This is a genomic window from Paenibacillus alkaliterrae, assembly GCF_021532375.1.
Classification (GTDB): Bacteria; Bacillota; Bacilli; order Paenibacillales; family Paenibacillaceae; genus Pristimantibacillus; species Pristimantibacillus alkaliterrae.
Map to the genome: position 1 here is coordinate 1 of NZ_JAKGAP010000038.1, position 23,072 is coordinate 23,072.

The 23,072-nt window shown below is 44.7% G+C and carries 17 protein-coding genes; 1 reads left to right on the top strand and 16 read right to left on the bottom strand.

The features are described 5' to 3' along the window. Positions 1-94 precede the first annotated feature (94 nt). The 10 genes from L1N85_RS16150 to L1N85_RS16195 form a co-directional block, all read right to left on the bottom strand. On the bottom strand, positions 95-1,162 hold the full coding sequence (locus L1N85_RS16150; protein ID WP_235240112.1) for a TRAP transporter substrate-binding protein: 1,068 nt from the start codon (positions 1,160-1,162) through the stop codon (positions 95-97). Between the two features lie 118 nt (positions 1,163-1,280). Further along, positions 1,281-2,576 carry a TRAP transporter large permease gene (locus L1N85_RS16155; RefSeq protein ID WP_235240113.1) on the bottom strand — a complete coding sequence of 432 codons (1,296 nt, stop codon included), beginning with the start codon at positions 2,574-2,576 and terminating at the stop codon, positions 1,281-1,283. Further along, positions 2,573-3,088: a TRAP transporter small permease gene (locus tag L1N85_RS16160; RefSeq protein WP_235240114.1), complete on the bottom strand. Its 516-nt coding sequence runs from the start codon at positions 3,086-3,088 to the stop codon at positions 2,573-2,575. Before L1N85_RS16160 ends, L1N85_RS16155 begins: the two co-directional genes overlap by 4 nt. A gap of 123 nt (positions 3,089-3,211) precedes the next feature. After that, entirely contained in the window at positions 3,212-3,598 is a 387-nt protein-coding gene (locus tag L1N85_RS16165) for an HIT family protein (RefSeq protein WP_235240115.1), read from the bottom strand. Between the two features lie 112 nt (positions 3,599-3,710). Beyond that, a complete protein-coding gene (locus tag L1N85_RS16170; protein ID WP_235240116.1) occupies positions 3,711-5,201 on the bottom strand; it encodes a DHA2 family efflux MFS transporter permease subunit in 1,491 nt (496 codons plus the stop codon). A 183-nt stretch (positions 5,202-5,384) separates the two neighbouring features. After that, positions 5,385-6,245, bottom strand: coding sequence for a sugar phosphate isomerase/epimerase family protein (locus tag L1N85_RS16175; protein WP_235240117.1), 861 nt, complete (start codon positions 6,243-6,245; stop codon positions 5,385-5,387). Then, a complete protein-coding gene (locus tag L1N85_RS16180; RefSeq protein WP_235240118.1) occupies positions 6,242-7,255 on the bottom strand; it encodes a Gfo/Idh/MocA family protein in 1,014 nt (337 codons plus the stop codon). Before L1N85_RS16180 ends, L1N85_RS16175 begins: the two co-directional genes overlap by 4 nt. A 61-nt stretch (positions 7,256-7,316) precedes the next feature. After that, positions 7,317-8,477 carry a Gfo/Idh/MocA family protein gene (locus L1N85_RS16185; protein ID WP_235240119.1) on the bottom strand — a complete coding sequence of 387 codons (1,161 nt, stop codon included), beginning with the start codon at positions 8,475-8,477 and terminating at the stop codon, positions 7,317-7,319. Positions 8,478-8,479: 2 nt separating this feature from the next. Continuing rightward, positions 8,480-9,367, bottom strand: a complete 888-nt coding sequence (locus L1N85_RS16190) for a sugar phosphate isomerase/epimerase family protein (protein WP_235240120.1) — start codon at positions 9,365-9,367, stop codon at positions 8,480-8,482. After that, entirely contained in the window at positions 9,364-10,287 is a 924-nt protein-coding gene (locus L1N85_RS16195) for an AraC family transcriptional regulator (RefSeq protein WP_235240121.1), read from the bottom strand. The genes L1N85_RS16190 and L1N85_RS16195 overlap by 4 nt, the downstream gene beginning before the upstream one ends. Before the next feature lie 315 nt (positions 10,288-10,602). Between L1N85_RS16195 and L1N85_RS16200 the strand changes: the two genes are divergently transcribed. Next, positions 10,603-12,219: an alkaline phosphatase family protein gene (locus L1N85_RS16200; protein WP_235240122.1), complete on the top strand. Its 1,617-nt coding sequence runs from the start codon at positions 10,603-10,605 to the stop codon at positions 12,217-12,219. A 19-nt stretch (positions 12,220-12,238) separates the two neighbouring features. On the opposite strand, the gene L1N85_RS16205 is transcribed toward L1N85_RS16200, so the two are convergent. The 6 genes from L1N85_RS16205 to nirB (L1N85_RS16230) all read right to left on the bottom strand — a co-directional run bounded on the left by L1N85_RS16205 (position 12,239) and on the right by nirB (L1N85_RS16230) (position 22,393). After that, on the bottom strand, positions 12,239-13,573 hold the full coding sequence (locus L1N85_RS16205) for a multi antimicrobial extrusion protein MatE (RefSeq protein ID WP_235240123.1): 1,335 nt from the start codon (positions 13,571-13,573) through the stop codon (positions 12,239-12,241). A 215-nt stretch (positions 13,574-13,788) separates the two neighbouring features. Beyond that, a complete protein-coding gene (gene nasC / locus L1N85_RS16210; protein WP_407946455.1) occupies positions 13,789-15,930 on the bottom strand; it encodes an assimilatory nitrate reductase catalytic subunit NasC in 2,142 nt (713 codons plus the stop codon). 4 nt (positions 15,931-15,934) lie between these two features. Beyond that, on the bottom strand, positions 15,935-18,307 hold the full coding sequence (gene nirB / locus L1N85_RS16215; RefSeq protein WP_235240124.1) for a nitrite reductase large subunit NirB: 2,373 nt from the start codon (positions 18,305-18,307) through the stop codon (positions 15,935-15,937). Between the two features lie 104 nt (positions 18,308-18,411). Further along, positions 18,412-19,590, bottom strand: a complete 1,179-nt coding sequence (locus L1N85_RS16220; RefSeq protein WP_235240131.1) for an MFS transporter — start codon at positions 19,588-19,590, stop codon at positions 18,412-18,414. A 33-nt stretch (positions 19,591-19,623) separates the two neighbouring features. Then, on the bottom strand, positions 19,624-19,959 hold the full coding sequence (gene nirD / locus L1N85_RS16225; RefSeq protein ID WP_235240125.1) for a nitrite reductase small subunit NirD: 336 nt from the start codon (positions 19,957-19,959) through the stop codon (positions 19,624-19,626). A 16-nt stretch (positions 19,960-19,975) separates the two neighbouring features. Then, the gene (gene nirB / locus L1N85_RS16230) at positions 19,976-22,393 is read right to left on the bottom strand and encodes a nitrite reductase large subunit NirB (RefSeq protein ID WP_268818321.1); all 2,418 of its coding nucleotides are present in this window, start codon (positions 22,391-22,393) and stop codon (positions 19,976-19,978) included. Positions 22,394-23,072 lie beyond the last annotated feature (679 nt).

Below are 23,072 nucleotides of genomic sequence, written 5' to 3' on the forward strand. Positions count from 1 at the left end.
TAAATATCTCATTTTCCGTCATCAATGGTATCTCCCTTCAGGGTTCTACTACAATGATTGACAGCAAATAGTCACGCTAAACTGGGAAGAACCATTAACGAGCAGCATCGATCGCATCCAGAATCGTTTTATATTGCTGACGATTAGCGTCAATGACTGGTTTAACGGCTTCCTGCCATGGTGTCACATCTGTAACTTCAGTAATGGTTGCACCTGCTGCACGTACTTGCTCTTCGGATAATTTCTCATACTTGGCCCATTCTTCGCGTTGGAAAGTTATGGATTCAAGAGCGGCCTCTTTGATAATAGCTTGATCTTCTGGAGACAATTTATCCCAAGCCGTTTTGGACATCATGAGAACTTCAGGTACACGTTGATGACCATCAAGAATATAATTCTTTGCAACTTCGTAGTGTTTGCTGGAGAAGTAACTAGGGTAGTTATTCTCAGCACCATCGATAACGCCTGTTTGCAGTGCACTGTATACCTCGCCATAAGGCATTGGCGTTGCATTCGCTCCTAGTGCATCAATCATCGCGATGTTCAGTTGATTTTCTTGGACGCGGATTTTCAAACCTTTCAGATCCTCCAATGATTTAAGCGGCTTTTCAGAATAAAAGTTCCGAGAGCCTGAGGTATAGTAACCCAACCCTTTTAACCTTGAGGATTCCAAGCTGTCTAACAATTTCATTCCCGCATCACCAAGCAGGAACTTCCAAACATGCTCATCATTATCAAAAATATACGGTAAGCTGAATACTCCAAATTCTTTATTGAATTCTCCCAATGGTGAACTGCTGACTCGAGTAAACTCGATTGCTCCGAGCTGTACTTGCTCGATAGCCGATTTTTCCTCACCAAGCTGTGCTGATGGGAATACATCGATGGTAATACGTCCGTCAGACTTTTCCTTAACGAGCTCAGCGAATTTCATATCTCCTTTGGTTGTCGGGTAATCAGCCGGATGCGTCTCAGCAAGTCGGAAGTTGTATTTCGGACCTTCCGCCGGAGGAGCAGGAGCTGGTGTATTCTCAGCAGCACCGTTGTCATTCTTATTTTTCTCGTTGTTAGCGGCATTATTGCCACCTCCACATGCAGATAATGCCAATGCGATAATCATGACTAAGCAAAATAAACTAACCAGTCTTTTGTTCTGCAACATCTTTATTTGCCTCCCTTTTTATATTGCTTTTTATTGTTTTACATCTTCAGTATAATGAAAGCGCGTTCAGAGTGGTAAGGGATAATCTTGGCGTAGATTTGTATTATTTTGTTCTTCGTCAACCATTAACTAAATTCGGAAGCCACATCGTAATTGCCGGAACATAGGTAAGTAATAACAATACCGCAACCATAACTAAGAAAAACGGAATGAGCGCCCTTGAGGCTTGCCCGATTGATACCTTCCCGATTGCACAACCGACAAACAGCACCGTACCGACAGGCGGTGTGATTAACCCGATGCCCAAGTTAAGGATGAGTATAATACCGAAATGCACAGGATCTACACCTAGCGCTGTCACAACCGGATAGAGAATGGGCGTCATGATCAGAATCAGCGGGGCCATATCAAGCGGTGCGCCCAGTATAAGGAGAAGAATGTTAATAATTAAGAGAATCAGGATCACATTATCAGAAATACCTAGAAGCGACTCTGTTATAAGTGTAGGAATCTTCAAATAGGTCAAAACCCAAGCAAAGGCATTCGAAGTTGCGATCAGGAATAGAACCATCGCTACCGTCCGAAAAGTCTTCAGAAAAATAGTCTTTATATGCGATAAAGGTATGTCTCGGTAAACAAAGAAGGTTAGGATAAAGGCATAAACACAGGCTAACGCTCCTGACTCCGTCGCTGTAAACCAACCGGAGAATATGCCCCCCAGAATAATAACTGCTGTCATCATCGAAAGAAATCCGTCCTTTATGATACGAGGGACTTCTTTTAGCGCGACAGGTTCACCCTTCGGGTACTTTCGCTTCCTAGCTATAACATAGGACGTAATCATTAATCCGGTTAGCAATACAAGACCAGGAACAATACCAGCAAGAAACAGACTTGAGATGGACACGCCGCCTGCAGCTAGCGCATATAGGATCAAATTGTGGCTTGGCGGCACGACTACACCTTGAATAGCTGCAGATGTTGTAACTGCGACCGTATAATCAGCGTCATAGCCCTTCTTCTTCATCTGAGGTATCATGACTGATCCAACAGAAGAAACATCGGCAGCGGCTGATCCGCTAATATTCCCGAACAACATACATGCCACGCAATTAACCATCGCCAAACCACCACGAATCGCACCAACGGTCAACTGCGCCAGATTTATTAATCGCAGCGCCATTCCACCTTCACTCATGATCTGACCTGCTAAAATAAAGAATGGAATAGCCAACAATGAAAACGAATTCATACCTTGCACCATTCGCTGGCCAATGACAGCAAGAGGAATGTCCAAATAAATAGCAGTAAACAACGAAGATAAGATGAGTACCATTGAAATAGGGAAACGGAGCAAGATTAATCCGACAAAACTGGCGGCTAGGATAATGATTGCTATCGTTGTTGCTGTCATTCGCCCCCCGCCTCCCCAAGATCTTTATGACGAACTGTGTTCACACCGATTAGTTCTAGAAACGAGTAGAAACAAACCATTACACCTGTGATCGGCATCACAGCATACATCACACTAACCGGCCATTTTGTCGCCGCAAATGTATTAGCGTGCATCATAACGGTGAAGTCCCATCCATACACGATCAGGTATACTCCGAACATGAATGTACAGCTTCCAATGATCTTGTCGAGCACCTTATTCCATGATGCAGGGAATAAATTGGTGAATGAGTCCATCGCCAAATGCAGTTTCTCACGAAAACCAATTGCGATCCCCAGAATAGCAAACCATATAAGAAGCAACAGAGTAACCTCCTCCGACCAGATGAACACGAAATTAAACACCTTCCTCGTTAACACCTGCATCGTGACAATCAACGTCATGGCTGCCAAAGCAAATAGTGCAAAGGTCTCAACAATTCGGTCAATCATCAAGGCTCCGGCTCTTATCCCTTTCCAAATTCGAATCATGTATTCTTTCCTCCTTTTAAGTAAGCCGCATCTTTATTGTAAAGGCTTACAGTGAGGATGAATACGGATGTAATTTGAGATAAGTTTGTAATTTTTTGTGGTTGTGAATCTCTTCATAAGAATTTACTCCCTTTGGAGATCCAACAAATGGCTTTTTATCTGCTCGATAATATCTTGATATTCTGCCTCCGTAAGCTGCTTATTCGCAGAAGGGTTCATCTCAAACATTTTTCCCCACTCAGGCCCATCTTTTTGTTTGGGTACAATATGGAAATGGATATGAGGCATGGTATCTCCAAATGCACCATAGTTTATTTTGTCTGCTGAGAAGGCTTGCTCTACAGCACGCGCCACTTGAGCAACATCTCTCATGTATGCATCTTGCATTTCTTGGGATAGATGAAAAAATTCCCTGTGATGCTCGTTCAGCGCTACCACACATCTTCCTTTATAAGTCTGTTCTCTAAATAAAAACACCGTTGAAACCCGAAGCCTCTCTATTTCAATCATAAGCTTCTCCAACTTACCGTCATGGGCACAATAAATACAATCCAAGACCATCAACTCCCTTTCGTTAATTCAGCTATTCTAAATGGATCACGTCCGAACAAAGGTAGGGACTTTAATAGACTCCCTCATTTGACAACATTGTTTTTAATTTTTTCTTTTTCTTATCAAGCGCAAACGCCAACGCGACCATACTAACAAGTCCGACCACTGCGAATATCGTTGCTGTTACGAATGAAATATTAATCCCATGAAGTAATCCATCTGATGTAATTTCACTTAACTGTGTCGATGTCGGATTTTCTTGACCTGTTTTCGTTACTTCATTCGCAACAAATAGGTTCGTTTGTGTGGTCATGATCGTGGTCATGATTGCTGTTCCTATGGCCCCGGAAATAGCTTGAAGCGTATTTTGCATCGCCGCACCGTGCCCATGCAATTCAGGACGTAATGCATTTAATCCAGCTGTCATCAGCGGCATATATAAAAAAGTGATACCAAACGAGCGAACCATATAGACAAACGCCATCAGCACAATCCCTGTGCTGTATGACAAATTAGTGTAAAACGCAGTCGATAAAACAAGTGTGATTACGCCAAAAACCCCTATCCACTTTATTCCATATTTATCATATATTTTTCCTGAAATAGGTGATATGATTGCCATTATAATGCTGCCAGGTAAAAGGAACAGCCCGGTTTCAAATGCCGACATCCCCCGACTGCTTTGCAAATAAATGGGCAGTAAAATCATCATCGAATAAACGACGATACTTACCAAGAAGCTAATAGCAATCGATAATGTAAATTCAATTGATTTGAAAATTTTTAAGTCTATCAAGGGATTGTCTGTTGTGAGTTGGCGTAATACAAATAAGACAAGTGTAATAAGACCTATCGTTAAAGCGAGAAAGACGGGCACGCTTCCCCATCCCAAATTTCCTGCTATGCTGAAACCATATAAAATACCTCCGAAACCAAATGTTGAGAACATGACACTTAAGATATCGAGCTTCATCGCTTGCGGCTTTGAAACGTTTTTCAATAAAAAGAAAGAAGCGACTAATGCTGTTAGTGAAAATGGTAAGATAGCAAAAAAAATGTACCGCCATGATAGTTGTGTAATTAATAATCCTGACAGAGTGGGACCTACTGCCGGAGCAAACGTAATCGCTACACCAACAATCCCCATTGCCGCCCCTCGCTTCTCCGGCGGAAAGAGGCGAAAGACCACACTAAATAACAGCGGCATGACGATACCTGCCCCAATCGCTTGTATTACCCGTCCTGCCAAAAGAAGGGCAAAGGTAGGTGCTGCTCCACATATTAGCGTCCCTACTGAAAAGAAAATCATTGCTGCAAAAAAAAGCTGACGTGTAGAAAAACGCGCCATAAGAAAGGCTGTAATAGGGATGAAGACCCCATTTACGAGCATATAAAGAGTAATCAGCCATTGTGAAGTCGAAGTGGGAACATCAAACTCCTCTGACAACGTCGGCAATGCCACATTAAGGACCGTTTGATTTAAGATAGCAGCAATCGCTCCAATTAAAAGTACGGTTAAAATCGGTCTAGTCCTATAATTGTTATCTTTGTAATTTGACACTCTTATGAAGCCCCCCTAAAAAAACAAACGAAATACCCCTATTCAATGGCACTTAATAAAATAACCCGAAGAACGCCCCTATAACAGGGGCGTTTCTTTCATTATTTACAGGTATTTTTGTCTATACTCCTGCGGTATCATGGATACTTCCTTCATGACTTTTTTCCATTGCTGCACTTGACATTAAAACCACTCTCCATAACCCAGTTTTCTCAAGTTGTCGCCAGAAGTTTTCAAGCAATCGAATGGATCACGTCCGTACACATCGTCTTGCTCTACTAAGAAATATTGTGCGCCGCTCTCAAGTCCGGCTTCGATAATTCCTTTTATATCCAGGTTGCCTTCACCAACTTCGGCAAATTCAATAAGGTTGGTGAATTTTTGGAAGAACTTACCCATGTCCTTAAAATCTATATCACTCAAATCCAGCTGCCCAATACGGTAATCTTTCAAGTGAATTAATGAGATGCGGCCTGCGTATTCTTTAATAAGCTCTATAGGGTTTACGCCCGCTCTTTGAATCCAGTGAACATCTAGCTCAAAACCAAGTTTAGTGGTGCTGTTTTTGATGATGTCTAACAGATATTCACCATCATATTTTTGGAATTCGATATGGTGATTATGATAATATAATTCAATCCCATGCTCTGCTAATCTCTCTGCCATAATTTCAGCTTTTTCTATGAACTCCATAATTTTTTCTTTACTGCCCATTAGACTGAACGGAAGCATACCAATACGCAAGAAGTTACAATCTAAGGTTTTGCAATCGTTTACTATTTTGTCGAAATCATTCGTTAGTGTCTCGCCTGGCATACCTGGCATCATTGGCTCTAATGCGGCAGACATTGAGGCGATTTTGATATCGAAATCAGCAGCTGCTCTTTTAAATTCAGATACATTTTCTGCAGTCATCGGAATTTGTGATATCTCTACACAGTGGTACCCAAGCTCATCTAACTTTCTCATTGTCTCATAGACACCTTGCTCTTCAACTTTGCCTTTAAGCATCATCATTTGAACGCCGATTTTTTCTTTTTTCATTTGGTTAAAACCTCCATTTTAATTTCTTTTTTCAATTCAGACGACTTGCGAATGGCGTCAATCATCTGAATAGATGTAAGCGCATCCTTTACGTGAACATAATCCTGAGAATCATTGGCTATACAGGAATAGAAATGATTAATCAATTTCACATGGCTTGCCCCGTAATAGAATTTGGAACCAGGCAGCTTAGTGTCTTCAATGATTGCTTCTTTCTTTCCATTCTCATTAAGCCTCGTTAGGATACTGTCTTTGATGGTGAATTTTTCTTTTTCAAAAGTCACCTGAAGTTCAACACTCGAATTTCCTGTATTAGCGTTCGTTGCGTAATATAATCCTTTAGCACCGTTTTTAAACTGAATATGGGCTGTTGCTGTGTCTTCTACTTCAATGCCATAATCCAATAGGTTATCAATAGAGCCTCGGATTGTTTCCATTTCACCGCCAAGCAGCTGCATTAAATCTAAAGTATGGATGGCTTGGTTAATCAATACACCACCCCCGGCATACTCCATTTTGCCCCGCCACGGCTTAACATCATAGTAAGACTTCGGTCTGAACCAGGTGACTAGCCCCTTTATACCGATTATGTCGCCGTATTTCCCGCTTTGAACAATCTCTTGCAGCTTTTCAAAGGACTCATTATAGCGATTTTGGAAGCATACGCCAATTTTAACATCTTTATGGTCTTCCTCTAGCTTGACTAAGGTTAACCCCTCATCTGTGTTTAATGCCAAAGGCTTTTCTAGAAATACATGTACACCCTTTTCAACACAGGCTATCGTTGCAGAAAGGTGAAGATAGTGCGGCAAACAAATATGCACGCAATCCAGCGTTTCTTTTTCCAGCATATCGTGCAGGTCGGTATAAAAATTCACTCCAGATACGTTGCCTTTTAATGTTTCATCCGTGTCACAGACCGCCACTAGCTCTACATTTGGGTTAGCTTGAATAGCAGGGATGTGAATGTTAGAAATATCTCCAAGTCCAATAACAGCCGACTTTAGCATAAGTCCATCCTTTTTAAAAACTAACTCATAACCTAAGGTTATGAGTTAGTTTAATTTTATTTTAAACTTTGACCGGATTGCTTTTTTCTTCCTCAATCTTTTTATTCAATTCAGCTAAGTACAACTCTTCATCAAATGGGATCTCTACTTTTTCGCCTAAGAAGCTTGACAGATGGATGGCATTTGCCAATCGAACACCATGTATTCCATCGCTGCCGGGAGCGATTAAAGGTGTACCATCAATAATATTTGCTGCGAAGTTGTCCAAAACAGCTATATGTTGAGCACCCCATACACTTTCAAATTCCAGCACTTCTTCATTGTATATTTCAGATGCACTTTGACCCATGAAAATTTTCATAACATCCTGCATGCTCATGGTAGCGCTCATTTCAGACTCGGGTTTAACAAGTCGTTTAATGGTAATCTTCTTGCTGTCATCTACAACAATTTTACCCTTATCGCCTAAAATTTCAAAACGGTCCGTACCCAGAACGTCATGTGTGCAGGTAACAAATACACCGGTCGCACCATTCTCGTAGTCAAACATGGCGGTTACTTCATCTTCAACGGCGATCTTTCTTTGGTAGCCGTATTTGACATTAGAATATACCTTCGACGGCATACCGCAAATCCACTGAAGCAAATCTAATTGATGCGGTGCTTGGTTAACAAGTACACCGCCGCCTTCGCCGTCCCAAGTTGCTCTCCACGCACTTTGCTCGTAGTAGCCTTGCGGTCTCCACCAGGTTGTAATCATCCAGTTTGTACGGCGGATCTCACCGATTTCACCATTATCAATCAACTCTTTCAGTTTTTGATAAAGCGGATTAGTTCTTTGATTGAAGAAAATTCCAAAAGTAAGTTCAGGCTTTGTTGCTGCAAAATCGTTTAATTGTTTCACCTGTTTAGTGTAAACGCCGGCTGGTTTTTCTACCAAAGCATGGATATTTCTTTGTAACGCATTAATTCCCATTTCAGGGTGCAAATAATGCGGAACACAAGTAACGATGGCATCAACATCGCCGCTCTCAAGCATATCAATGTAGTTGTCATAGAAAGGAACATCCGGATACTTTTCAGCTGACAATGCTTTTTTAGCTGGGTCAATGTCACAAATTGCCCCGATCACCATATTATTAACTTTCCCGTCTGCTAAAAATCCAGCGTATAAACCGCCTTCTGCTCCCAGTCCAATAATTCCCATTCTTACATTTCTCATAATTATTTTCCCTCGCTTTCTATATTTTCAAGGATTTTTAGTAGTGACTCATATTGAAGCTTATATCCGCCTGCTCCATCTAGTCCCTTGTTATCCTTAATAATTTCTGTCGCATCCTCAAGCTCTAAATCTTTTAAGGAATCAAATAAAACTAAGTGCGGCTCTAAAGTTAAAAAGCCCTTGTATCCGCTTTCTATCGCCAGCGCCAGTATTTCGGGTATTTTCCCTTCACCTGTACCGCAAACCACATTTTGGCTGTCTGTTGAAACGGCGTCTTTGATGTGTATATAAACCACTTCATCCTTTAGCAGCTCGTAGCACTCCCCAGTATCCTCTCCGCACTGAACAAAGTTAGCAAAATCGAAAATGGCTTTAAAATAGGGTGAGGCAACCGATTTCAAAATATCATTGCAGCGTCTTGCTATATCGCCATAAATATCCTTTTCATTTTCATGCAATAAAATAACATCATATTTTCCCGCAATAGCGGCATATTTCTTCAACTTACTTATTACATCATCTCTATAGTTGTCAGCATCCTCCCCCTTTGGAATATAGAAGCTGAATATGCGGATATATTTACAATCTAACAGGTTGCTAATTTGGCAAAGCCTGTCCAACATCACCTTTTGTTTGGCAAAACCATCTTCATCGTTGATGAACACTTTGCCGATTGGTGATCCTATGGATGAGACACCGATACCTGACTTTTGAAGACGAGGCAAAACATTTTCTTTTATTTCATCCACGGAAAACTCTCCGATGTTCTTTCCATCAATACCGCGCAATGAAATATAGCGCATGCCCAGCTTTGATACCACTTCAAGCTGGGTATCAAACTCAGACGAAATTTCATCTGAGAAGCCTGAAATCACGATCTCTTTATTCATTGCTGGCTGTCCCTCCTGTGTATTCGTTTATTTTCACGATAACGTGACGGCGTGATCCCCATCTTATCTTTAAAATACCGGCTAAAATGCGATACGCTCTCAAAGCCTGCTGCTCGAGACACGTCAGTCAGAGATTGATCCGGCTCCATTTCCAACAAATACTTGACTTGATTTAGTCGGCATCCCATCACATATTCCATCACCGTAAAGCCTGTTACTTCTTTAAATATATGCGATGCATAATACTTGCTCAGATTCAAGTCTGCAGCCATTTGATCCAAACTAACCTTTTCGGTATAATGGGCATCAATCCAAGTTGAAATGGCCTCGGCATGCTGTTCTTTCCCCGTCACTTTTTTCTTCACATGAGTAAATTCTTTTTGAGCCATTTTATATATTCCCAACAGCAATTGAACTAGCTCCATTTTCACTTCAGCTTCCAGCAACTCGCTTTTCTGGCCTGTTCGCTGCATCTCTTCATCCATTTGAACCAACAGGTTAGCTATCCGCTCTATCCGCCCCTCTACAAATTGCCCCGATTCATCATTCCCCGTCCGAAGCAAACAATTGTTAAGGTTTTGAAACGGGTCCAACAAATTCGGCAATCCAAGAACAGACAATAGCTCTTGCAGCCATGAAGGAGAAAAATGAAGCATACTCCTCGTATACGTACTGATATAACGCGGGTTCGGTTTATGCAATGTCAAACCGTCCAATAAGATGATATCGCCAGGCTGCAAATCATAAATCCGGTTGTTGATTAAATACTTGCACTCCCCTCCACCAAAAAAATAAATCTCATATTCGTGGTGTGAGTGAAAATTAACGATAGGCAGCTCCGTTCCTTGTACGCGATAAAAAGCTGTTATCCATTCATCCATTACTTTTGCTTGGTATAACGGAGTTTTCCATTCATCCATTACTCTCACACCTTTACAAGTAAACGCTAACAAATCGAATTGTTCTTTTTAGGATACTTCAATCATATTACAACAATCGATAAAAAGCTTTCGATAGAACTGCTCAAAATCGCTCTATTTTTGACTCAAATTGCTTTTCACCTATCGAATGATTAGTTTGAGCACTTTCCCGCACTTTAATTCCATCTATCTCATAAGAACAATTGGAGTTCTTTTCCTCATATTCCCTTGTATACTTAAAATTTCTTCGAACAAAATGAAGATGTACTCTTTTTGGAATGGGGCTGCAAATACTGGAAAAAGAGGTGTCATAATTTGCGTATTGTCAAATGGTTGATTTTAATCGTATTGCCGCTCATGCTTTGCTCCGGGTGTTATGGGAGTGAGGTGAAGCCAAAGGAAAATGACCTGCTCTTTGTAAAGTCCAAGACAGGCCGCCAATCCAAAAAAGTGATTCTTCTTTTGGTCGACACCCTCATGTATCAAACAATTGATAAAGGTATTAAGCAAAACAAGCTCCCAACCTTGCAGTACCTGATCGATCATGGGCAGTATTATAAGGATCTTGTCAGTTCTTTCCCTACCATGTCCGTCACGATCGATAGTTCTTTACTTACGGGAACATACCCCGATAAGCATCGAGTTCCAGGGTTAATTTGGTATTCCGCCAATGAAAATAAAATCATTGCTTATGGCACTGGTCCTGTCGAGATCCTTAAACAAGGAGTAGACTCTGTTCTCACCAATGCATTAATTGATTTAAACGGAAAGCATTTGGATCAGCATACGGAAACCATATATGAACAATTGAAAAAAGAGGGATTAAAAACCGGATCCATCAACGGAATAATCTACAGGGGACCCGTAGATCATAAATTGTCTATCCCCCGTTGGATCAAAGGAACGACTGGATTACCTGCAGAAATAAATGTGAAAGGTCCTGATTTTTTATCATTCGGAGCCCTTTCCAACCCGCTGGAAGGCTTAAAATCGCTGCCGGACGCGCTAACCAATCGGATGGGCTTCAACAACGAATACACGGTTGAAACCGTAAAGTACTTAATTCAAAACAATAAACTGCCCGATTTTCTGTTTGCTTATTTACCTGATTTAGATCAAGAGATTCATAAGAAAGGTCCTTCAGAGCTTGACGCTGTTATCAAAGTGGATCAACAGCTTCAATCTTTACTGCACGCTTTTGGATCTCCGGAAGAGGCATTGAACAAAGCGACTATAGTGATTGTCGGTGACAGTGGAATGAGTCAGATTCTGCCTGCCGGCAAAAAGCCGGTCATTGATTTGACAAAAATTTTGAACAACTACAGGCTTTTGCAGCCTGGCGCAGCCGCAACGAGAGAAACGGACATTGTACTTGCGGTGAATGAAACGATGGCCTATGTGTATAAGCTCAATACCAATGAATCAATTAGCGATATTGCCAATGTTTTAAAAGCAGAAGCACGTATCGATTTTATTTCATGGAAAGAAGACGGATGGATTCATGTGGTTCAGGCAGGAACATCACAGCAATTAAAATATAAACCAAATGGACCTATTAGCGACTCTTACGGTCAATCATGGACGATTGAACAGCATCCTGAGGTTTTGGATTTGCGCATAAATCAAAATAAAAAAACTCTTGAATACGGTGAATATCCAGATGGATTAAGAAGGCTGTACGGTGCTTTTCATTCACACGAAGGAGATTTTTTAATAGTTACCGCGAAGAAAGGGTATGAATTAGTGGGTCACAGCTCACCGACGCATCGGGGCGGCGGAGGGCATGGAGCCCTCCATCAAACAGAGTCCCTTATTCCTTTGATCATTAGCGGTACGGATGAAAAGCCTGGGTATAGGCGTATCGTAGATATAAAGTCGTATCTATTGCAACTGCTAACTAATGATTTGAAAAATTCAGAATCCAAAGATTGATAACGAGAGCGTCATAGAATTATCGAATATTGCCTGTAGGCACTGGATCCGATGGTTTAATAAACCGCAGCGCCAGCGCAACGAAGATGAGCTCCGCAGTCATACCGATCGATTGCGCCCAAGCACCAATCGTACCGTTCCATTCAGGCGCCAACCCTATACAAACAAGAAGTGTGACAAAGGTTAAGCTGAGATTGGCGATTTGGGAGCCGATAATGAGCTTCGTTTGCCCGCGCACGAGCACAAGCCCATTCATGACATCGAGCCAAGGCATAACGAGCGCAAACAGCACAAATGCTTGCAGCACCCGGATGCTCTCCACTTGCAGTCGTCCATGAACGCCTATGACGTGCTCCAGCAAAAAAACACCTGCAGGTGTGAAGGCTATTAATCCCATTAATAGGGCGGGCACGAAGCCAAGCATCAAAATAAATTTTCGGACTGCAGCCGGGTCGGTAAGATAGAAATTGATTACAATCTGATGAAAATAACTGAAAAAGCTGCTAAGCAGCATAACTAAACTAGCTGCGATAGCAAAGGAAGAGATAGCCAGCTGCGCATCCCAAGTTTTCCCTAGTATGGCATTAATGGCCGGACCGATCCATACCGAAATTAATGAGGAAAACAGCAATGGCCGGTAAAAAGAAAAAACATGCCGTTTGTTGTCTATCGCATGATTCTCCAGCTTGTCTGGCATCTTTCGGACCAGTAAACGGCCCTCTGAGTAGCTGACCGCAGCTTCGATTATCATTCCGAATAGAAATATCACCGCTCCAACAACCCCGCTGGTAACCCCTGTATGAATAAAATAAAGCGAAAGCGCATACATGCCAGCCAGCCGGATCGCCATCCCAATGGTTAACCATTTCGTGCGTAAATGATAAATGATGACGCCTTGGTAAAGGCAGCGAATACCGGAAAACAAACTTACGAACATCAGCACCTTATATACTCGAACGACATCTTGGACATTGTCTTCGCTGACTCCGAACACGCCCTTAAAAATAAAAGTACCAAGCGGGGTATAGCTGATGATAATACCCATCGCCATAATGCTGGCAAATACAAGCTGCGCCATCGTGAGCGTCGATTTAAATGATCGTTTGTCCCGAACGAGTGTGGAACAGGTTTGTCGCAGCAGCACGGCTGGCCGTTCCGTAATAGCGAGCAGACTCATCGCAATCGCATAGCTGGCGATAATGTGTTCGGGGTCTGCGGCACGGCTTAGCGTACTGTTGATGATGACATGTGAAACCGTGACTAAACTTGCCGAAATACCTAACGGCAAAAAAAATGACCATAGCTTTTTCATGCTTACGGATTGTTTCTTTGGTTGTGATAATGGCAGGTTCATAGCTGAGGCTCCTTTAAAGCTGGCGGTCTGATAATGATCTGTTTTTGACTTCTAGTTCAATTATAGCCCTGTTCAGCGTTAATGCCCAGTAAATCCAATACTTAAACCCAACATCGCGTGCATACCACTACATTCTTTTGTTGTGCGAAAAAAGCCCCAAAGGACACAGTCCTTCGAGGCTTCGGATATTTCACATTCACTGCTTGTTGCCAAGTCTACTTGGATTCCACAAGCGGCCTTGCGTTAACAGCGCATACTTTAAAACCAGGCATTCTGCACGTCGGATCCAGCGCTTGATTCGTGATTTTGTTAACATTTTGAATATCGCCCCAATGCATGGGTACAAATACCGTATCCTCGCGAATTTCTCTCGTCAGCTTGCTGCGGACAACGATACTTCCCCGCTTCGATTCCAGCCTTATTAACGAGTCATCCTCGATCCGGTACTTTTGTGCCGTCTTCGGGTGAATTTCCATAAATGATTCAAAGCTTCGTGCCGCCAGCGTATGGCTTCTTCGGGTTTGAACGCCTGTCAAATAATGCGAGAGTACGCGGCCGGTTGTCAAATACAGCGGAAACTCCCCGCTTACCTGCTCATCAGGGAAATGATTATTCACCGCAATAAGCTCTGCCTTACCGTCCGGATGCGCGAACGCTGACTCGAATAATCGCTTTTCTCCAGGGTGATCCAGGCTTGGACAAGGCCAATAAACCCCTTCTTCCCGCCGAAGCCGATCATAGGTGATACCATAGTAATCAGCTACTCCCCCGCGGGTTGCTATACGAAGCTCCTCGAAGATTTGCTCTGAAGACGTAAAGGAGAAATAAGATTCTTTCCCAAGGGTATGCGCAATGCCGCACAAGATCTCCCAATCATGCTTAACCTCACCCGTGACTGCCCGGCTTGCCTCTCTCAATAGAACACGGCCTTCCAGGTTGGTTAATGTGCCTTCATTCTCCAAATAAGAGGAAGTAGGTAAAATCAAATCAGCCAGTTTCGCCGTTTCCGAGAGGAACATATCGGCAACCACCAGAAACTGCAGCTTACGCAGACCTTCTTCTACAAAGTTAGCGTTCGGGTTGGATACGATCGGGTTGGAGCCCATAACAAACAGAGCACGAATCTCCTCTTCATGGACTTTTTCCATCATTTCATAAGCAGAGACGCCTTTTCCCGGCAATTCTTCAGGCTGTATGCCCCATACCTCTGCGATATAGGAACGATCAGCCTGGTTTTCAATCAAACGGTATCCCGGAAGCTGATCGGCCTTTTGTCCGTGCTCTCTGCCGCCTTGACCGTTTGCCTGGCCAGTAATCGCACCGTAGCCGCAGCCTTCTTTCCCTATCTTCCCGGTAATCAGCACCATATTAAGGAAGTTTCGTACGGCCATATGCCCATCTGTCTGCTGCTCTACACCCCTTGCTGTAAATACCATACCGGTTGCTGCTTTGCCGAATGCTTCAGCCGCTTGGCGAATTTGCGCGAGCGGAACGCCCGTAATTTCCGCGATTTCGTTCAAGTCAACAGCCGCAAGATGCTCCTTTAGCTCATTAAAGCCTTTGGTACGGTCCCGGGCAAACGATTCATCCACATAACCTTCGTCCACCAACACTTTCAGCATGCCGTTGACTAAAGCGGCGTCCATCCCTGGTTTTACCTTTAAATGCAAATCCGCCATCTCGGTTGTGCCTGTATTTCTTGGATCAATAGCAATAATATAAGAGCCGTTCTCCTTCGCCCTCGTAAAATATGGCATGAGCGTAGGCTGGCATTCCGCAATATTCGTGCCCGCCAAAATAATACACTTTGCCGATGAAATTTCAGATAGCTGGTTAGTCAAACCGCGGTCAATTCCGAACGCCTTAATGCCGGCCGACGCCGCCGCGGACATACAAAACCGCCCGTTGTAATCGATATATTTGGTCCGCAGCGCGACCCGAGCGAATTTCCCAAGCAAATAAGCGGATTCATTGGTCAGAGATCCGCCGCCGTACACGCCGATTGCATGACTTCCGAACTGCTGTCCAATTTGCGTAAAGTTGGATTGAATCAGCTGGTAAGCCTCCTCCCAGCTGACCCTCACGAATGTTCCATCCACTTTGGCCATCGGGTAGGTGAGGCGTTCGCTGCTGAGGGCATGCTGGTATGCGTTCATCCCTTTGATGCACAACCGGCCTTCCGAAGCGGCATTCGGCTTTGGAAGAACGGTATACGTATTTCGTTCTTCGCCAAAATGCTCTACGACCTGCATTTTACATTGCACGCTGCAAAAAGGACACTGCGTATCCATGATATGATCATGTCCGGCAGCAGTTTCGAAATCCGTTTTGTTCGTTAGTACCGTTAATGGTTTCATCTGATCACCTTGTCACTGCAGCTGTCGTCGGCTGCTGATTTGCTTGCTCTGGCGAATCTGAAAACGCCTTCTCCATGCGGCTTCCTAATATTTGCAAGAGATACGGGTCGAATAACGCCTCCCTGATTTGCAGCAGGCCCAACCGTTCGATCCATTGCGCAACCAGCTCAGCATAATGTCCTGTCTCCCTGTAATACTGCAGGAAGGCAGAGACAAGTGCCAGCAGCTCCTCATCCGTTGCGGCCGTACAAAGCAGCTGACCCGGCTTAACCTGCCGTTCGCCGCTGCCGCCTGCATACATCTCCCAGCCGCCCGGCACCCCTACGATTCCGATATCCTTCGTCAGCGATCCCGCGCGGTTGTGCGGACTGGCTGAGATGCCAATCTTTATTTCATGCGGAAGCCGTACCCGCTCCAGCTTCTTCTCCAAGGCGATGCCGAGCGCAATGGAATCCTGCATGGCATCTACGGCGTATTTAATACCGCTGCATGTTCCAATCGTGCTCACCGTCTTCCCGTATTCCGATCCGCTGTTCGGTATATTCAAATCTGTCATAACGGACTTGACTTCCGCTGCCGCGATACCGAGCAAGCCAAGCTGCGGTCCTTCCAGCAGCTTCACAAGAGGAATTCCGTATTTCTCTACAATGTCCGCGATTTGCCGCAGCTGTTCCGGGGTCGTTACACCTCCATACATTTTAGGCGTAACCGCATAGGTGCCATCAGCTTGAATCCCCATCGGCATATCCTCATACGCATGCAGCACAGCTGAGCCATGCACGCCTAAATAATATTGCAGCGCAGGGCGGCATACTTCACACCCTGCCTCCGTTTGCCAATCCAATGCGGAAATGATTTCAGCGGTATCGGTAAAGCGGCGTTTCTGAATCTCCAACATAAGTTCATCATGGCTAAACGTTGTGCAGGCGCAGACGGTTTCTTTCTCCACTGTGTGCTCGAAGCCGTGACGGTGCACATAATCCAGTATGCTGCTGACCATCGTTTTGCAGCTGCCGCAGGAGCTGGATGCTTTCGTACATTTTTTCACTTCATCGACTGTTTGCAATCCTTGCTCCCCAATGGCCTGCATGATCGTCCCTTTGGAAACCCCATTGCAGGAGCATACCAGTTCTTTGTCGGACATGGCCGCGATTGCGGCTTCCCCCGCTTCCTGGCCGCGTGCTCCCGCACCATTCATTTCCTTCTCATAGACGGAGATATCCGTCTGCTGCTTGATCATCCCTAAGAGCTTCGTACCCTCGCTAATGTCGCCAAACAGAACCGCACCGACAATTTTATTATCGCGTATGACAATTTTTTTGTACGTGCTGCGGATACCGTCAATCCATTTCAACGACTTTACTTCATCGCTATCCATAAATTCACCGGCTGAAAATACGTCTACGCCCGAAACTTTCAACTGGGTCGCCAGCACCGAACCGTGATAACCTTCATTTTCCACGCCGCACAGCGTTTTTGCGAGTACCTTCCCTTGCTCATAGAGCGGTGCCACCAAGCCATATACAATGCCGCGATGTTCCGCGCATTCTCCTACCGCATATACATTCGGTACACTCGTCTCCATATAATCGTTGACGACGATAGCGCGGTTTGTTTCGATCTTGCCTTCCTTAGCCAGCTGCACGTTAGGTCTGACGCCTACCGCCATGACAAGCAGGTCGGCATCGGTCTTGGTACCGTCTTTGAACTTCAGTCCCACCACGCGGCTCCGTCCGATAATCTCTTCCGATTGTTTCTCAAGCAAGAAGCGCATCCCCTGCTTTTCGAGCTCAGCCTGAAGCATTTTGGCGGCCGTAGAGTCGAGCTGTCTTTCCATAATACTGTCAAAAATATGAACGACATCCACCTTCATGCCGAGGTTCAACAATCCCCGAGCCGCTTCAAGCCCAAGCAATCCTCCGCCGATGACTACAGCCTTTTCATAGCTTTTGGACGTTTCCACCATCGTTTCACAATCGCGAATATCCCGAAAGGCGGTAACACCCTTTTTATTCGCCCCCGGCAAAGGCAGCATAAAAGGCAATGAACCCGTAGCAAAAATTAGCTCATCGTATTTGACGCTCTTCCCGGATTCCGTTCCAATCCTCTTACGTTCAGTATCTACATTGGTTACCGTTTCATTCGTGAAAAGTTGGATATGATTGTCTTCGTACCACTGCCAATCATTGATCGTGATATCTTGTATGGTCGTGTCGCCCTGAAGCACCTTCGACAACAAAATGCGGTTATAGTTGGGATGGGGCTCTTTGCCGAAAATAGTTATTTCAAATGCATCCCGGTCGATGTTTAATATTTCTTCGACGCAGCGTACGCCCGCCATTCCGTTTCCGATCACAACTAATTTTCTTTTCGCCATCATTAAACCTCCAATTGGGTAGAAACGGCTGCACCGCCCTTTTTAAAAGAGCAGTCCCGTTCGCATCTCCGGTTTTTCCGGCATACGCTGCCGGCACCGGGAAGCTATGCTGTATGCTCCATGCTCTTCTGAACTCCCGTTTGTTTCGGCCTCAAGGCGGAGTAATTAAGGATTAAACATGCCGCGGCGAATATGACCATAAAAATAATTCCCAAATTATATTGGCCTGTCGTGTCTTTGACGATACCGAGTATAATCGGCGGAAAAAATCCGCCAATGCCTCCTGCCGCGCCGACAATTCCAGTAACCGCTCCTGTATTGCCCGAAGATACTTCCGGCACCATTTTGAACACGGCACCATTGCCTAAACCAAGCAGTAAGGAAATAAACAAACACAAGAAGCTGAAATAGACGAAATGATTAAGCGTTATGGACAAGACAAGCGCGGCAGCCATTATCCCAAAAAAGACAACCGTTAACACTTTCTTGCTGCCGTATCTGTCCGCCAAATAGCCGCCCGCCGGCCGGATCAACGTAGCGGCCAAAACAAAACCCGCTGTTCTAAGTCCCGCATCGAAAGCGCTAAGCTGAAACAAATCTTTAAGAAACGTCGGCAGATAAACGCTGAAAGCGACAAAACCGCCAAAAGTCAGAAAATAAAAGATAGACAAATACCAAGTCGCTTTTTCCTTCAAAACGGACAATGATTGTTTCAAGGTTTTCGGCTCAGCAGACTTTGGCGGGTCCTTGGTAAAGGCATGAAACACCAAAGCCATAACCGCTATTCCAATTGCCAAGCTAAAAAATACCCAAGAAATGCCGTACGCGCTAGAAATGGACGGAATCAGAAAATTCGCTCCTGCACCCCCCAAATTACCTAGCCCGGCAATGCCCAATATAAATCCCTGGCTTTGCGGCGGATACCATCTGGATACAAAAGTTAAAGAGATGGCAAACGTGGTGCCCGCCATGCCGATAAATAAAGCGCAAATCAACATCCATACATAAGAATCAGCAAATCCGGCCGCTACCATCGGCAAGATCAAGAAGAGCATCGTGAGCGTGAACATTTTCCTGCCGCCATGCCGGTCGGTTAAAATGCCCATCGGAATCCGCATGATCGATCCGAGCAGAACGGGAGTTGCAATCAGAATGCTCTTCTCAAGCGTACTCAGGTTAAAAAGCTCCTGAATCTGCCCTGCAATGGGCGGAAACACCGACCAGATGATGAAGGATACGGTCATCGCGACCGTTGAATATATAAGTGCTTTTGTCTGATTCATTGCCATTGGTCATTTTCTCCCCGAATGTTTCTCTTAGGATGCTTTATAAGCTTTATCTTCCAAATGTATAAACAGATCGCCGCTTTCAGGGTCCGCTTCCACCCGGAAGGAAACCACACAGCCTTCATCCGGATCCTGTACCTGTCCGTCATTCAAATTGATTTTCCAATCGTGCAGCGGGCAAAACACATGATGATCGCATACGATTCCTTCGGAAAGCTTCCCGCCTTTATGCGGACATTTATTTTCGATCGCTTTTATTTCACCGTTCGAAAGCTTGAACAATGCAATTTCCAAATCTCCGATCGAGATTACGCGTGAACGCATACTCTCGATTTCCGAAATATGACCGATTTTAATTTGTTTCATGCTGATGACACCCTTTCTAATTCGCTGCGGGAACAGGCAGATTTTCAAATGTTGTGCGCAATTTATCGGTTTCAACGATTTCTTTCCACGGATCTTGCGTCAGGCTGAGCGCATGCTCGATGCGTTGGACGAGCGCTAAACGGTCCTCTTTCTTAGCAAGCGCGGCCTTAATGTTATCCAGGCCAACTCTTTCAAGCCATTCCGCCGTGCGTTCGTTGTATTTTCCGGTTTCCCGGTAATACTGCAGGTACGCTCCCGTCCACTCCAGAACCTCTTCCTCCGTCTTCACCTTGCCGAGCAGATCGCAGGCTCTTACTTTCGTCCCGCCGTTTCCTCCGGCATACAGCTCCCATCCGCCATCTATAGCAACGACGCCAAAATCCTTGATTGTAGCTTCCGCGCAATTTCTAGGGCAGCCGGACACAGCCATTTTCACTTTCGCCGGAGTGCTTAAGCGCTCGAAACGCTTCTCCATTTCGATTCCCATGCTAATCGAATCTTGCGTTCCGAACCGGCAGAAAGTCGATCCAACACATGTTTTTACCGTACGCAGCGTTTTGCCGTATGCGTAACCCGACGGCATATCGAGATCCGACCACATCGAAGGCAAATCTTCCTTCTTCACGCCCAGGAGATCGATCCGCTGTCCGCCTGTAATTTTTACCAACGGCACTTCATACTTTACCGCCACTTCGGCAATTTTCTTCAGATCCTGCGGCGTCGTGACCCCGCCGTAAATTCTCGGAACAACAGAGTACGTGCCGTCCTTCTGAATATTGGCATGATTTCGTTCATTAACGAATCTTGATTCCCGCTCGTCTTCGTGATCCTCCGGCCATACCATTCCAAGGTAGTAGTTTAAGGCCGGACGGCACTTGGAGCAGCCTTCCGGATTGTTCCATTCCAGTACGTGCATAACTTCCTTTGATGTCGTTAATTTCATCTCGCGGATACCTTCAACCACTTCATCGCGGCTAAGCGCCGTACAACCGCAAATGCCTTCCTTGACGGTCTTCACGCCGTCCGCGCCGAGCACATAGGTCAGCACATCCGCAACAAGCGGCTTGCAGCCGCCGCAGGATGCGGAAGCTTTCGTGCACGCTTTAATATCATTGACGCTCGCGCATCCCTTTTCATTGATCGCCCCTACAATTGTTCCTTTGGAAACGCCGTTGCATCCGCAAATTATCTCATCGTCGCTCATCGCGGCGATCATATCGGCGCCGGAAGTGACCGGTCCGCCCGAGCCGAGCAGCACTTCCTTCTCTTTCCCCGTAACATCCTCGCCGCTGCGGATCATGGCGAACAGCCGGGAGCCGTCGCTTATATCGCCGAACAAGACAGCGCCGATAACCTTCCCTTCCCGAATAACGACTTTCTTATAAACGCCGCCGAATTCATCCTGAACGCGAACCGCCCGGGTATCATGAGCATCCCAGAACTCTCCCGCCGAAAATACATCCACACCCGAAACCTTTAGTTTCGTGGAAACGATGGAGCCATGATAGCCATCCGTTTCCAAACCCGCCAATCTCTTGGCAAGAACGGCGCCTTGTTCGTACAGCGGTGCGACAAGTCCGTACGCAATCCCGCGGTGCTCCGCGCATTCGCCAACCGAGTAAACACCCGGAATGTTTGTTTCCATGAAATCGTTAATCATAATGCCGCGATTAATTTCAATTCCGCTCTTCTTAGCCATCGCCACGTTAGGCTTAATGCCGACTGCCATAACGACAAGATCTGCGGACTCTTCGGAACCGTCAGTAAATCTAACGCCTGTTACGCGATCTTTTCCTAAAATCTTTTCTGTATTTTTTCCGAAAAGGAATTTCATACCTTGCTGCTGAAGCTCCTTCTGCAGCATGATCCCAGCCGTTTCGTCCAGCTGTCTGTTCATCAGAATTTTGTGGTTATGAACGACGGACACTTCCATATTCAGATTCAGCAGTCCCCGCGCTGCTTCCAATCCGAGCAAACCGCCGCCGATAACAACCGCTTTTTTGTACTTCTTAGCTGTCTCCATCATCGTTTCGCAATCTTTAATGTCGCGGAATGCGATAACGCCTTTCTTATTCGCACCCGGAAGGGGGAGCATGAACGGCAGCGAGCCGGTTGCTACAATTAATTCATCGTAAGATGCATGAATACCGCTGTCTGTACTGACGACCTTGCGTACCGTATCTATAGCGTTTACCGTATGCCCTGTGTGCAGGACAATGTTGTTTTCTCGGTACCAATCCCAACTATTGATAACAATATCATTCATGTCCGCATCGCCTGCCAGAACAGACGATAACAAGATTCGATTATAGTTCGGATGAGGTTCGCTTCCGAAGATGGTAATGTCATACCGGTTCGGGTCCAGTTTCAAAATCTGCTCAATACAATTTACACCCGCCATACCGTTACCAATCAAAACCAGCTTCTTCTTCATCACATTCACACTCCTAAATAGTTAAGCATTCATAAATTAAACAATCGATTATTAAGATAAGCTCCCAATTCAACGTCATATATACTAACACCTTAAATCCTTATTACTAATTTACCGCATTTCGACGAATATCTCAATAAATATTTGTGAGGTAATTTAACATTCACAACAAAATGGCGTATGAAATCAATTCAGAATGTATAATTGTTCGTCATTTCCCCAAATGCGGCACGTGAATTCGTCTTCAGTTGTATATTGATTCCAATAACCTTGAAATGCCAACGTTCAAATTCCCGATATGTCAATTTACTTCACACATATAAATAATATTCCACGGTAAGGAGCTTCGCTCTTTACCGTGGAATAACGAAAATAAACGGAACCTATATTTGAACAAGAAAAAGGTGTTTCCTTGTGCAGGAAACACCTTTTTCTTGTTCACGATATTCAGGATTCGAACATAGATTAAATTTACGGTCAATTGCTTATGATTCCAGCGACGTACAGAAACAAGCAGATTATTCGGAACGTGCAGTTAATTTCCAGTACCGTTCGTTCCCTACAAATGCCTCGTTCAGTTTACTCACACAATCGTCTTCTACCTTACTATGGTTAGCTATAGAGAGCATTCCTGCAATAATGAATAACAATTTCATCTAAACCACTCCTCATGACTTAT

Bases quoted from the DNA above. Each gene is read 5' to 3' on its own strand.
- L1N85_RS16150 (WP_235240112.1), bottom strand. From the start codon at position 1,162: ATGTTGCAGAACAAAAGACTGGTTAGTTTATTTTGCTTAGTCATGATT.
- L1N85_RS16155 (WP_235240113.1), bottom strand. From the start codon at position 2,576: ATGACAGCAACAACGATAGCAATCATTATCCTAGCCGCCAGTTTTGTC.
- L1N85_RS16160 (WP_235240114.1), bottom strand. From the start codon at position 3,088: ATGATTCGAATTTGGAAAGGGATAAGAGCCGGAGCCTTGATGATTGAC.
- L1N85_RS16165 (WP_235240115.1), bottom strand. From the start codon at position 3,598: ATGATTGAAATAGAGAGGCTTCGGGTTTCAACGGTGTTTTTATTTAGA.
- L1N85_RS16175 (WP_235240117.1), bottom strand. From the start codon at position 6,245: ATGAAAAAAGAAAAAATCGGCGTTCAAATGATGATGCTTAAAGGCAAA.
- L1N85_RS16180 (WP_235240118.1), bottom strand. From the start codon at position 7,255: ATGCTAAAGTCGGCTGTTATTGGACTTGGAGATATTTCTAACATTCAC.
- L1N85_RS16185 (WP_235240119.1), bottom strand. From the start codon at position 8,477: ATGAGAAATGTAAGAATGGGAATTATTGGACTGGGAGCAGAAGGCGGT.
- L1N85_RS16190 (WP_235240120.1), bottom strand. From the start codon at position 9,367: ATGAATAAAGAGATCGTGATTTCAGGCTTCTCAGATGAAATTTCGTCT.
- L1N85_RS16195 (WP_235240121.1), bottom strand. From the start codon at position 10,287: ATGGATGAATGGAAAACTCCGTTATACCAAGCAAAAGTAATGGATGAA.
- L1N85_RS16205 (WP_235240123.1), bottom strand. From the start codon at position 13,573: ATGAACCTGCCATTATCACAACCAAAGAAACAATCCGTAAGCATGAAA.
- nasC (WP_407946455.1), bottom strand. From the start codon at position 15,930: ATGAAACCATTAACGGTACTAACGAACAAAACGGATTTCGAAACTGCT.
- nirB (WP_235240124.1), bottom strand. From the start codon at position 18,307: ATGGCGAAAAGAAAATTAGTTGTGATCGGAAACGGAATGGCGGGCGTA.
- L1N85_RS16220 (WP_235240131.1), bottom strand. From the start codon at position 19,590: ATGAATCAGACAAAAGCACTTATATATTCAACGGTCGCGATGACCGTA.
- nirD (WP_235240125.1), bottom strand. From the start codon at position 19,959: ATGAAACAAATTAAAATCGGTCATATTTCGGAAATCGAGAGTATGCGT.
- nirB (WP_268818321.1), bottom strand. From the start codon at position 22,393: ATGAAGAAGAAGCTGGTTTTGATTGGTAACGGTATGGCGGGTGTAAAT.